Origin of the sequence: Edwardsiella piscicida, from assembly GCF_021733145.1 — a bacterium.
Lineage (GTDB): Bacteria > Pseudomonadota > Gammaproteobacteria > Enterobacterales > Enterobacteriaceae > Edwardsiella > Edwardsiella piscicida.
This window is the reverse complement of record NZ_CP090968.1, coordinates 2,124,721-2,137,356: the sequence shown is the minus strand read 5'-3', so window position 1 is coordinate 2,137,356 and position 12,636 is coordinate 2,124,721. Positions and strand designations below refer to the sequence as shown.

Genomic DNA, 12,636 nt, shown 5'->3' with positions numbered 1-12,636 from the left:
CCATTCCCTGCGCCGCTATGCGGGAGACGCCCCATCGCGGGGGCACCGCGCGTCAGGCCGAAGGCCACGGCCTTTCCTGTGCGTGGGCTCTGCATATAGATAGCGAGCGTAATCCCTATTTACCTCTGTGCTTTAATTCTGCTGGGCATCGGGGGCGGGTGTGTCTGTGGCGTTGGGGCTTGCGGGGTTAAGGTGGACCCACGGGATGACCGGCATCCCGTGGGCGGGGGCTATGCGTGAGGCAACAGATCGCTTAGCTGACGGCTGGCGGGCAGCTGCAGCAGGGTGGTGCGGTAGTCATGCGCAATGCGTTCGGCCAACGCGGCGGAAAGCTCTGCGCTGTCATAGAACAGGCTGAACGGCATGCTGTCGGCGGGGAACTGGCACAGCACGATCTGGTGGTTACTGCCGCTGACGGTGCCCCGATGGTGGTACTGCACTTGATAGGGCTCCTGGCTTTTCTGCTCCGGGTAGTTCTCAAACACAAACAGGGTGCCAAAGGGGGCGGTGGGGCGCCAGCGCGCGTCATAGTGGTTCAGGTCGTAGAAGGCGTGCTCCGTGCGGGGTTCGCCGGCGTCGATCAGCTGCTGCGCCATTGCGTCCAGGCTTTCCGTGAGTTTGACCCGGAGCGGTGGGGTGGCGACAAACAGTCCAACCAAGTCGGTGACCCGGCTAATTTCCACCGGGCGCCGGGTTAAGGTCGTGCCGAACACGATATCGCGGCTGTGGGTATATTTTGCCAGCGTAATGGCCCAGGCCAATTGGCAGAGCTGGTTTAGCGTCAGGCCGCACCGGCGCGCAAAGGTCTGCAGCAGCGCGCCGTGCTGTGCCTCCAGATGGCCCTTGACCGACTGAACGCGCAGGGCATGGCTGCCGTCGTCGCAGACGTCGGCGGGGATGCGCATATTCATTGGGGCATCGGCCAGATAGGCGCCCCAAAAGTCGGCGGCGGCCGATTTATCCTGCGCGGCCAGCCAGCGCGGAAAGGCGGCAAAGCTGCTCGGCGGCTGGGTGACGCGCTCCCCGTGGGTGAGACGCTGGTAGTCCTGCATGATTTCGCGCAGGAAGATCTGCATGGACCAGCCATCGAATAGCACATGGTGGAAGGTGAACACCAGCAGATGGCGCGTGGCGCTCAGCCGGGCCAGCGCCAGGCGCAGGAGCGGCGGCGTGCTCCAGTCGAACGGGCGCTGCCGTTCATCGATGATGCACTGCTGTAGGCGGCGTTCGCTGTCCTGCCCCTCCCAGTCCATGATGCGCAGCGGCAGTGGCACCTGGCGCGCTATCAGCGCCAGCGGCTGCCCCGGATCGACGCTGTCGCTAAACCCGGCCCGCAGCATGTCGTAGCGGGCCAGCACGCGGCGCCAGGCGTCGGCAAAGGCCTGCCGATCCAGCGCGCCCTCCAGCTGGAAAACCAGCTGATCTATCTGATAGTCGGGGTTAGCACGGTTAAAATAGAGCAGCTCGCGCTGGAAGTCGGTGGCGGGGTAGATCGTATCCAGCGGGCCGACCTGATGCTCTAACCGCGCGATGGTCGCCTGATCCAAGACCACGTCGTCCAGATCGCAGGGCACCAGCCCCCCGCGGCAGTGGGGATCGCAGCAGTGCGTCAGCAGCTGGTCTAGCGTCTGGCCGAGGCGCTCGCAGAGCTGCGCTAACGTCATGCCGGCGACCTCTACGCCGGCCATCTCAATATCGATATAGAGCCGATCTGCGCTAATCCAGGCATTGATATCCAGATCGCGCAGCGGCTTATTCGATGCGGCCACCAGGTGGTGGTTAAAATGATGCTCGATCGCCCATTCGCCGTCGCCGCCGTGGCCGAAGCGGCCCAGGAAGTTGAAGCTGACGGGGAGCTGTAGCATCGCCTGCAGCGACTGCTGAACGCGCGGCTCCGGGTGGTGATAGGCGATGTGCAGGTAGTTCTCCCCCTTATCGGGAAGGGTGCGCAGCGTCTGTTTGGTTTGCTTGATCAGCGTATCCCAGTCGCCGGCGTGCGGCGGGAGGTGAAGGGGGAAGATACTGGTAAACCAGCCCACCGTCGCCTCGCTGCGGATCGCGTCGCCGAACGCTTTACGACCGTGCCCCTCCAGCAGGAGCCCCAGGCCGTGCTCGGGATGGTGCAAGAGGCGGTACAGCGCGCTGATTAATAGCTCATTGATCTGGGTGCCATAGGGGTGATTGGCCTGGCCGAGCAGCGCCTGCGTCTGGCGCGGCGTCAGGCTGATCTGGCGGCGCTGCAGCCGGCTATCGGCGGCGCCGCGGCGGCAGGCGGCGAGGGCATCGGCATGACGTAGCCAGTAATCGACCTCGTGAGCGCGGGGCTGGAATGCCTCCCATTGGCTGCGGTAGCAGTGGGTGTTCGAGTAGGGGGCGGGGGTGAACGCGGCGCCTTGTTCATAGTAGCTCTGCAGATCCGCGGCGATACGGCGCCAGGATACGCCGTCCACAATCAGATGATGGGCGCAAAGATAGAGATAGGTGGCGTCGTCGTCCCCGAGGGTGAAGCGCAGTGCCCGGAGTAAGGGGCCCTGCTGCAGATGGAATGCAGCGTTAATCTCTGCGACCTGTCGCTCGACCTGCGACCAGTCGCTGGCGTCAAGGGTCGATAGGGTGACGTGAGTCGCCGCGGGATCGGCAAAAAATTGCCGCCCGCTCGGCGTAAAGCGCAGCCAGAAGCTGTCGTGATAGCGGGTCAACGCCTCAAGCGCCGCCGCCAGACGCGTATCCTCCATCCGCGCGGGCAGCCTCAGGGTGATCGCCTGGTTAAAATGCGCCGGCGCGTCGAACGCCTGCGCGAAGAACCAGCGCTGAGCGGGAAGCAGCGCGACATCTCCCGTCTGTTGACCGAGGCAGGTTTGGGCGCTGGCGACCCATGAGGCCTGGCGGGCCATATCGGCAAAGCAGCGGTATTTCATAATATCGGCGGTGGAGAGCCGGATCCCTTGCTCCTCTAACCCCACCGAGAACAGAATGGCAGAGATGGAGTCTCCGCCCTGCGCGACGAAGTCGTCGCTGAGGGTCAGCGAGGGCAGTGATAGAACGCTGGCGGCCTGGGCGAGCAGCGTCTGCTGTAGCGGCGTCAGGCTGTCATCCTGCTCGACGATGAGCTCCGGCTCGGGCAGGGCCTGGCGATCCAGCTTCCCGTTGCGGTTGAGCGGGAGCCGCTCCAGATAAATCAGCTGCGCGGGAACCATATAGCTCGGCAGGCGCTGCTGCAGCTGCTGGATGAGGTACGGGTTGTCCAGCGGCTGTGCCGCCTGATAGTAACCCAGCAGCCGTTTGTGCTGGCCCTTGCGGCTGAGCACCGCGATGGCCATCGTTACCCCGGCGATCTGCTCCAGCGCCTGGCGGATCTCACCCAGTTCGATGCGGTAGCCTCGCAGCTTGATTTGGTGGTCGCGCCGTCCGCAGAAGACCAGCTCGCCATCTTCCCGCCAGTAGCCATAGTCGCCGGTACGGTAGATGCGGCGCGTGGATTCGCCCGTCGCATCGGGGAGCGGGATAGACGAGAAGGCTGCATTGTGCGGCTGTCCCAGATAGCCCTGCGCCAGCCCGTCGCCACTGACGATGATATGGCCGACCATGCCGATGCCTAACAGATTATCGCTATCGTCCACAATCCAGGTTTGGGCGTTCGGCCGGGGTTTCCCGATGGGGATGATCCCCGCCGCGAGATCCTGGGGGCCGCAGCGGTGGGCGGTAACATAAATGCTGGTCTCGGTCGGGCCATACAGGTTGATCAGATGCCGAATATTGCATTCAAGCCCCTGGGCCACCGCCTGCTGCGAGACGCTGTCGCCCCCAAAGCACAGGATCTCCAGCTGGCCGAAGATGTCGCGTTTGGCGGAGGCCATGTAGGTTTCAAACAGCCCGGTGGTCAGAAAGAGGTGGTCTATCTGGTAGCGCTGCAGCAGCTGGGTCATGGCGTGCGGGTTGGCGATATCGCCCCGCTGGGGGATCACCAGCGTCCGCCCATGCAGTAAGGCGAGCCAGAGCTGGAGGGAGGCCGCGTCGAAGGCCTCATTGGCCGAATAGAGCAGGCGCTGCCCCACCGGGATGGCGTCATTCTGATACAGGGTGCTGACCAAGGCGCGGTGCGTCAGGGCGACCGCCTTGGGCTGGCCGGTGGTGCCGGAGGTAAAGATATACTGGCTGATCTGCTCGGCGGCGTCGGGGCGCGGCAGGTATCGACCGGGCGCCGGTGGAATGAGCTCCAACGCGGCGATATGGTGGGCGTGGCTCGCCTGTGCGCCGGGGATCGCGTCGCCGATCAGGAGTAACGGTGATAGCTGCTCCATGATCAGCTGCTTTCTGGCCATCGGGGCGCTGGCATCGACGCAGGTAAAGGCGAGGCCGCTGTACTGCGTCGCCAGGATGGCGATGACGGTATCCACCAGGCTCGTCAGGTTAATGACGACGCAGCCCTGCGCGCGTTGATCCGCCGGGGCCAACGTCGAGAGGTAGTGGGCGATATCCGAAACCCGCTCATGCAGCTGTGCGTAGTCGATCGCCTGATTATTTTCACTATCGATCAGCGCCGTCGCCGCGGGCGTCTCCTGAACCCAGCGCTGGACTCGCTGCGCCAGGCTGTCATCGGGGTAGGGCTGGCGCCGCTGATTCAGCTGCGTCAGCCTGTCCAGCTCCGCGCGGCCGAGAAAGGGCATCTGCGCCAGCGCCCCGTCATCCTGCGCTAACGTCCACGCGATCAGGCGCTGGAAACGCGCCAGGAAGTGGGTGAACAGGCCGCACGCCTGAAAGCCTTGTAGGTAGTCGAAGCGGAAATTGAAGCTGTGCTGGCTGGACTCACAGAACAGGAGCTGCAGATCGGCGTTGAGATCGATAAAGCGGTAATCCTGTGCGATGCGGCACTGTGCGTCTAGCGGGTATGTTTCGCCGATCCCCACGGTGCTACCAAAGACAACGTTGCTGAGCATCGCCTCGGGGTCTTGGCTTTGTTTCTGTAGGGCGTGCACCAGCTGGGCATAGGGCAGCTCGGCGTACGGCTTGGTCGCCTTATTAAACTGCCTGATCTGCGCCCAATAGGCGCTGAGCGTGGCGATGCTGCGCAGGTCAAAGAGATCCAGACGGGTGTTGACGAAGCAGCCGATCTGTCGCCGCATTGCCTTGCTGCGTCTGTCCATTGGCGAGCTGATGGCAATCATGCGCTGATTCGCCATGCGACCGACGAGAAGGGCATATAGCCCTTTGAAGAACAGGTTTGGCGTTAGTCCGTGGCGTCGGCAGTAGGCCTTTACCCGCTGGCTGAGGTCGGTGCCCAACGCGCATTTCTCTGTGCAGGCGCGGCGCTGCTCTGAGTTAATGGCATGGTTAAAGTCGGTACGTACGGGCTGCCCGTCGAGGGCGCGACGCCAGAATGCCAATGCCTCCTGCTGCAGGGACTCGGACAGCGGCGGCGCCTGCTCCTGGGCTAACGGGGCGGCGATGGGGGCCAGCGCCTCGCCCCGGCGCAGTCGGCCATAGCTCTGGGTTAACTCATCAAAAAATCGCTGGAAACCCGTACCGTCCAGGCAAATATGGTGAACCATAATAATTGCCCGATAATGGGCCGGTGCAATTTGGCAGAGGCAGGCCTTAAAGAGCAGGGGATGTTCGAAGGTTAGCTTTTCACTGTAATAGGTCGTCAGTAATTGTTGGAACGCATATTCGGGGTCGCGCTGTGTGGTTAAGTCAATGTGCGGTATAGCGTATTCTTGGTGATTAACAAATTTGTACAGATGTTCACCCTGCAGCTCGTAGCGTACATGGAATTCAGGGTGGCTGAAGACATGGTGCATGGCCTGCTGCATTAATGCGGGATCGCACGCGCCCTCGATGTCCAGGGTCAGGAAGGAGTTGGATATAACGTTATGGCTTTCGGTCAACGCTTCAATATAGAACGACTTCTCGTAGCGCGAAGCTAACAATTTCATAAGGGGAGCCTTAAACTAAAGAGATTATATTTTAAAAATGTGCTGCAGCATCTGCGCGACGCCATCGTCAGCATTGCTCTGCGCGACGGGTAGGGTGCCCAGCTGCATTTTTAATTCGCAGGGAGCATTGTCCATGACAATTCCAAGGCCCGCCTGGCGTAGCATCTCTGTATCATTGTGCCCATCGCCGAATGCGATTGCCTGGCGCTGAAAGTCGATTCCTTTCTCCGCGAGTAGCGCCGCGACGGCGCTGGCTTTGGAGATGCCCCTGGGGCCGATCTCCAACTGCTGCGCGAAGGTGCGATAACACGCTAAATATTGCCCGAACTGCTGCTGCAGTCGCTGCTCTAGCGGCGCGATATCATTCGTGCTCCACAGTAATAATTTATTAATTTTTAATGAAAAAATATCTGACGGTGCGATCTGTAGATAGGAAAATCCGGAGAGCTTGACGTAGTCGTTGGCCATCTCGTTGACTTCGTAGAGTTTCCAGCCATGGCTATCGAATGCACTGAGGTGAATATGATAGGGCGCGATGAAGCGCATTATGTCGGCGATAATATCCTGCGCGATGACATGCTCGCAAAGAATGGCGTCGCTCTGCTGACATAGCGTCAGCGAGCCATTAAGTCCGACAATATGGGGTCGCTGCTCCAGCGCCTGCGCTATTCTCTGGGCATCGCGCGGGTGGCGTCCCGTGGCGAATACCAGCGTTATTCCTAACGCGCTGAGCTTTTTTAATATGACGAGGGTATGCGTAGAAAGTTGGCCCTGCGGATTCAATAACGTACCATCTAAATCAGTAACGACAGCCTTATATTTCAATATATGGTCCTCCATGACAATATTCCGCGCCTAGTATGCAAGCACTTCGCTGCTAAATCCATCGACTTTTGTCTTTTTAGTCTTAACCTATAATTATTATTTATATTGATTCTATTACTCATGGATTTATAAGATGGGTTACAGCCACGGCTGTAATAGCGCCGGCGCGGACGATCTATCTCCCGACGGCGCGCTATTGGTATGATCATAATTCGGCGCACCGCGGACGCCTATTCGTCGATAAATCCTGTCGGGCAGGCATGATACCGCGGTATTATTCTTTCTATTTAACCCTAAGTCACCAGTAATTGAAATATTCATTGCGTACTTCGAAGCAAAATGAAAGCTATTGGGGACGGTGCGCCGATTAACTCATCCGCCTGGCAGGCAGACCCCGCTGCCGACCCCGCGGGATAAAGCACCGCGCGGCGATCCCGCAGGCGTCCGCGCTGGCGCGGTCGCCCAACCGCGGGTGGCCTGGTTGCCTATGGCCATTTTTAGCGCGTTCCCACGCCGTCGGTACGGCCTCGCCGCCAACGCAACGCGCCGTGGCGCGCGTAGGTGAGGGGCTCGCGATACCGCCATTGGGGAGACTTGCGCTGATCCCGGTTGCGTGGAGTGAATTCGCTAAACCGCGCCGGCGGATATTCATTGGCAATAATGTATTACTTATATTGGCATCGTTAGTCGTGTGTTTTTCACGCAATTAACGTCACGATTGAAATGAATCAATAGCGCGTATTTGGTAACAAAATATCACGTCAATGCGCACAATCTATTGGATTCCCGATAAGATAGGGCGGGGCTGCGGGGGATTGCGCTTATCACGGTGGTTATCCCACGCCTTCAATATTAGGCATCGTTTAAGGCAGGGTATTGATGTTATGATCGCCCCTTCCGTTTTTTCGTCAGATTGCGTTTTCTGCGCGGGATAGACTATTGCGTATCGTTATTTGGCCAAACTTTCACATTGGTAACTATTTTTGTATTCAGTTATGAGGATGTTTATTTATGTCCAAATCGACTATCCGGCTGCAAGATTCTCTTGCCGCGGGATTGATTAATGGAGTGATCGATGGCGCGATTGCACACTGGCACTTCAAGGATGTTACGCGAGTCCCTTTATCACTCAATGCCATTGCACATGAACAAACCTCCGTATGGGGAGAGGTGATTTCGCTGACGTTTGGGCTGGGGATCATCTTGTCGCTGATTACCGCAGCGCTGTTCGTGAAGCATCTGCACAAGGCATTGCCTGCGATGCAAAACAAATTTAATCCGTCGTTCTGGCGTACCATGCTTCCTATTGCGATAACCCAATGCGCTGCGCTATTCGGTTGGTTTGTGGCGCTTGCGGTGATCTGGACCAAATATATGGGGGAGATCATCGTCCCCAGTTCATGGGCAGCCTTCTTGGTCGGTGGATTTGCATTTGTCATCACGCTGTTCATCGAGTATCGCACCAAGCAGAGTCTGATTACTAAAAAAATTAGTCTGTTAGATTGATTGTGTACCCCTAATGATTGTAGAAAAGGAATAAGGTTAATGAGTGATTCCACTCCGTCGGAAGCGCGTAGTGCGGCGCCATCTGCGCAGGATAAGACGACGCAGGCGCGGTCGCTGACCTATAGTATTTTCCTGGCCGTTGTTATTCTGTGGATTTACAGCCTGTGGGCCGATCGCGTTACGCCGATGACCGACATGGGAAGGGTCAATGGAGAGATAATCCGTCTGGTACCGCAGGTCTCCGGCCCCATTGCTGATATTGATGTCGCCAATAACGATGAAGTGACAAAAGGGCAGCTGCTGGCCACCATTGATAAAACGCCTTTCGCGCTGGAGGTTAAGGCGGCCGATCTGGCTTTGCAGCAGGCCGCCCAGTCCTATCATGCGGACTCGGCATCCATCAAGGTCGCGCAGGCTAATGAGGCCTCTGCCCGCGCCGTTGCCCATAATGCCCGGCTACAGGTGGAGCGATATCGGGTGCTGCTGAAAAAGGGCACCATTAGCCAGGCCGCCATGGATGATACGTTGACCCAGCTGAAAACCGCCGAGGCCAATCTGGCGCAGACCACCTCTGCGCTGGAAAAAGCCCGCTTTGAGAGCGGCCCACGCGGTGAGGAAAACCCCGAAATTCAGACCGTGCTCAACAGGCGAGCCCAGGCTCGGCTCAATCTTGAATATACGGATTTGAGAGCGCCGGCCAATGGCGTCATCACCAATATGGCGTTGGCGAAAGGCAACTACGCCAGCGCCGGCCAGCCGCTGCTGACCTTTATTAATACCGATAAACTGTGGCTGACCGCGATGGTCAGGGAGAACTCGCTGGCGCATTTGAAGCGGGGGGATGGCGTCAAAGTGGTGTTGGATGCGTATTCTGGTCAGCGCTTCTCGGGCAAAATCAGCTCGATAGGCTTTGGCAGCAGCGGCAACGGCAATCTGCAGGTCGATGCGAGCACCGGACTGCTGGATTCACCGACCGCGAACCCGAGCGCCCAGCGCTTCCCTGTCAATATCCAGCTTGATCCCCTGCCGCCCGGTGTAAATCTGCGCTACGGTGGCCGTGCGGTGGTTGCCTTCTACCCGGGGCGCTCATACCTGGGCGAGCGGCTAGAAGATCTGTGGATATGGGCATGGAGCTATATCAGCTATGTTTCATAGTCCCGCTAACGCCTTGCTGCGGGTAGCGCTATTTCCGGTGCTGCTGCTGTTTTGGCAGTATGTATTTGGGACGGACTTACCGCTGCTGGCTCCGGCCATGTGTGCGGTATTCCTCACCACGACGCACAATCCCCCGCCGCTCATCATGGTATTTCTGATGGCCGTGGTATTGTACCTGACCTCGTGGGTGCAGGCCTGGCTGGCAACGTTATTGCTGGATTATCCCCAGGTCTATTATCTGGCGCTGCTGGGGATATTCTACTGGTGCATGGATCGAACGCGGAAAAATGCGCAGGACCTGGTGGCGATTTTGCTTATTGTGGCAACGGCGATGATCGCCGTTTTCGTTAAACAGAAAGCGATTTCGGTTGATCAAATACCGCTGGCTCTGTTGAAGAATATCTTCGTCGCAGGGTTTACCGCCTACCTCGCCTATTTTATTTTCCCGGGCGGAGAGCCATTAACCGATGCCTGTGCAGCCGCCAATAGCGCCAGCACGCGTCCCCATCGGCGTTGGCACACCCTGTTTAAGGCGGCACTGGTGCTGACGATTCTCTGTACCGGCATCTCGCTCGATCTGGAGCAGAGCACGATTATTACCATCGTGGTTGCGCTGATCATCAAAGATTCCAATCCCGCCCTGGGGCATAACTACGGCATCAGACGTTTACTGACGACCTATGCCAGCGTGCTCTACGCTGTTCCCCCGCTGATCATGTGCGTGCTACAGACCAATCTGATTGGGCAGCTGGGCGTCACGGTGGTTTGCGCCTTATTTATGGGGATCCACGCGGTGAAGAAAAAGGCCAGCTACAACTCGATTCAACTGCTCTATTCGAGCTACGTGGTCTTGGTGTTTTACTCGATTACCTCAACCAGCATCGATGCGTTCAGCGATGGCCTGATCCGCTTTAGCTCCGTGATGCTGGCGGTAGCCCTGGGCGTCATGGCGCTGATTATCATGCAGCCAGCGCCATCCGCGGAACCCGAGATAAGATAGCCCTGCAACGCCTGCGGCTTTTCCGCGCCCCTCGATGAGGCCGATACGGCATTAAGGGGCGCGCTATGTTGGGTGGGTGCTCCTGAAAAAAGCGGGGGTTCCACCCGCGGGTCTTTCACGCCGTTGATCGCAGCGGCCGCCTTTCCCACGTATGCCCGCAGTCCGTGGATGAGCGGCGGGCGCAGGCGATCATCCGCTCACGGATAGCGATACGGCGCCCGCAGCGGCGCAAGCCTGATACAGCTGGCTCGCCTCGGGTAGCGCCAGGCGTGGATTAACCTTATCGATGACAAAAGGGACCACCCATAAGCGCAAAGGCGGTTTACCTGGCGTAGGGAACGCAAAATGCTGCGCGATCGGGGCGGTAAAATTGGCATGTGCCGGGTACACCAGAAACATCTCCCGCACCGTAATCTGCTGATCAAAATAATGATGACCATAGGCAAACATCTGATAGAAATCGCTCTGCTGCAGCGCATATTTATCAGCGCCATTGGCCAAAGTGGGATCAAGCAGCTTCCACTTGGTATCCAGAACGGCGATCACCTGCTTACCCTGTATCATCACCATGTCGGGTTTAAGCCTGAACCACTGCGCATCCGCATGGGTGACCAGGCTCTTGCTCTGAACCTGCGCGTGAACCGCGACCTGCGGCGCATACTGCTCACGCAGGGTCTTCGCCACGTAGTGTTCAAATACCTTCTCCATGGGAAACAACAGTGAGAAGGCCCGGTTATCGCCTTTCATGGTTTGGGGTGAAAAACCACCTATCTTGACCCAGGGCGCGCGATGGCTCCGGCGCGGAGGCGCGGATAGTGCCGCCCCGGGCCGCAGGGGGGCGTTCTGTGGTGCGGCAATGTGCGGCTGCGGCGCCGTAAAACGTCGCGCCGGCCGCGGCGATGGCGGCGTGGGGCGCGCCAGCGCGGGGTGGGAGCATCCCGGCTGAAGCGTGTCGCTGGCTGGGGGATAACGGGCAGGCCGATGGGCGCGCCGACGCGCGCCCGCTCCGGTTTTAGCCGATCCTCTCCACGATCAGGGCGATCCCCTGGCCGCCGCCGATGCACAGCGTCGCCAGCCCCAGGGTTTTGTCCCGGGCGGCGAGCGCGTGCAGCAGGGTGACCAGGATCCGGGCGCCGCTGGCGCCGATGGGGTGGCCCAGCGCGATGGCGCCGCCGTTGACGTTGACCTTTTCAGCCTCCAGCCCCAGCGTCCTGCCGACGGCCAGGAACTGCGCGGCAAAGGCTTCGTTGGCCTCAATCAGATCGATATCGGTCATCTGCAGCCCGCACTGGCGCAGCGCCTTCTGGGCGGCGGGCACCGGCCCCATCCCCATCAGCGCCGGTGCGACGCCGGCGCTGGCATAGCCCTTAATCCGCGCCAGCGGCGTCAGCCCCGCCGCCCGGGCGGCGCTTTCCTCCATCACCACCAGCGCCGCCGCGCCGTCGTTGATCCCCGAGGCGTTGCCGGCGGTGACGCTGCCGGCCTGATCGAACGCCGGGCGCAGGGCGGCGAGCCCTTCCGCCGTGGTGTCGGCTTTGGGGAATTCGTCGCGCTCAACGAGGGTGGTTTTTTTCCGCGATGTCACGCTGACCGGGACGATCTCGGCCCGAAACGCGCCGCGCTGGAGGGCGCTGGCCGCCTTTTGCTGGGAGTGCAGGGCCAGCGCATCCTGCATCTCACGGCTGATGCCGTATTCGCGGGCGATGTTTTCGGCGGTGATCCCCATCGGGTAGCCGTGGGTGGCGCACAGCAGGCCATCCTGCAGGATAACGTCGGTCAGCGTGCCGTCGCCCAGGCGGTAGCCCCAGCGCGCCTTTGCATTCAGCAGGTACGGCGCCTGACTCATGTTTTCCATACCGCCGGCGACCAGCGCCTGCGCCTGCCCCGCCTGAATGGCCTGGGCGGCCAGCGCCACGCTCTTAAGCCCCGATCCGCAGACCTTGTTGACGGTAAAACCGCAGACCGCCTCGCTGAGGCCGGCCCGCAGCAGCGCCTGGCGCGCCGGGTTTTGCCCCAGGCCGGCCTGCAGCACGTTGCCCATGATCACCTCATCCACCCGCTGCGGGTCGAGGCGGGCGCGTTCCAGGGCGGCCCTGATGACCGTGGCGCCCAGATCGATGGCGCTGACGCCGGACAGGGCGCCGTTGAAGCTGCCGATGGCGGTGCGTACCGCGCTGACGATGACACAATTTTTCATCTTCTGTTCCTTAAAAACGG

General features: G+C 59.9%; 7 protein-coding genes. 3 read left to right on the top strand and 4 right to left on the bottom strand.

Features of this window, described 5'->3' with window-relative positions; genetic code table 11:
* Positions 1 to 230: 230 nt before the first annotated feature.
* Positions 231 to 5,933, bottom strand: a complete 5,703-nt coding sequence (locus tag L1P05_RS09690; protein ID WP_012848858.1) for a condensation domain-containing protein — start codon at positions 5,931 to 5,933, stop codon at positions 231 to 233.
* Positions 5,934 to 5,957: 24 nt separating this feature from the next.
* A complete protein-coding gene (locus L1P05_RS09685; protein ID WP_012848857.1) occupies positions 5,958 to 6,773 on the bottom strand; it encodes a Cof-type HAD-IIB family hydrolase in 816 nt (271 codons plus the stop codon).
* Between the two features lie 996 nt (positions 6,774 to 7,769).
* On the opposite strand from L1P05_RS09685, the gene L1P05_RS09680 reads away from it, so the two are divergent.
* Genes L1P05_RS09680 through L1P05_RS09670 form a run of 3 tightly spaced genes read left to right on the top strand, consistent with a single transcriptional unit; the run spans position 7,770 to position 10,419 of the window.
* Entirely contained in the window at positions 7,770 to 8,264 is a 495-nt protein-coding gene (locus L1P05_RS09680) for a hypothetical protein (protein WP_041692524.1), read from the top strand.
* A 39-nt stretch (positions 8,265 to 8,303) separates the two neighbouring features.
* A complete protein-coding gene (locus L1P05_RS09675) occupies positions 8,304 to 9,419 on the top strand; it encodes an HlyD family secretion protein (protein ID WP_012848855.1) in 1,116 nt (371 codons plus the stop codon).
* Positions 9,409 to 10,419, top strand: coding sequence for a DUF2955 domain-containing protein (locus tag L1P05_RS09670; RefSeq protein ID WP_012848854.1), 1,011 nt, complete (start codon positions 9,409 to 9,411; stop codon positions 10,417 to 10,419). Before L1P05_RS09675 ends, L1P05_RS09670 begins: the two co-directional genes overlap by 11 nt.
* A gap of 189 nt (positions 10,420 to 10,608) precedes the next feature.
* On the opposite strand, the gene L1P05_RS09665 is transcribed toward L1P05_RS09670, so the two are convergent.
* Positions 10,609 to 11,166 carry a 5-methylcytosine restriction system specificity protein McrC gene (locus L1P05_RS09665; protein WP_012848853.1) on the bottom strand — a complete coding sequence of 186 codons (558 nt, stop codon included), beginning with the start codon at positions 11,164 to 11,166 and terminating at the stop codon, positions 10,609 to 10,611.
* A gap of 265 nt (positions 11,167 to 11,431) precedes the next feature.
* Positions 11,432 to 12,616, bottom strand: coding sequence for an acetyl-CoA C-acetyltransferase (locus L1P05_RS09660; protein ID WP_012848852.1), 1,185 nt, complete (start codon positions 12,614 to 12,616; stop codon positions 11,432 to 11,434).
* Positions 12,617 to 12,636: the final 20 nt, after the last annotated feature.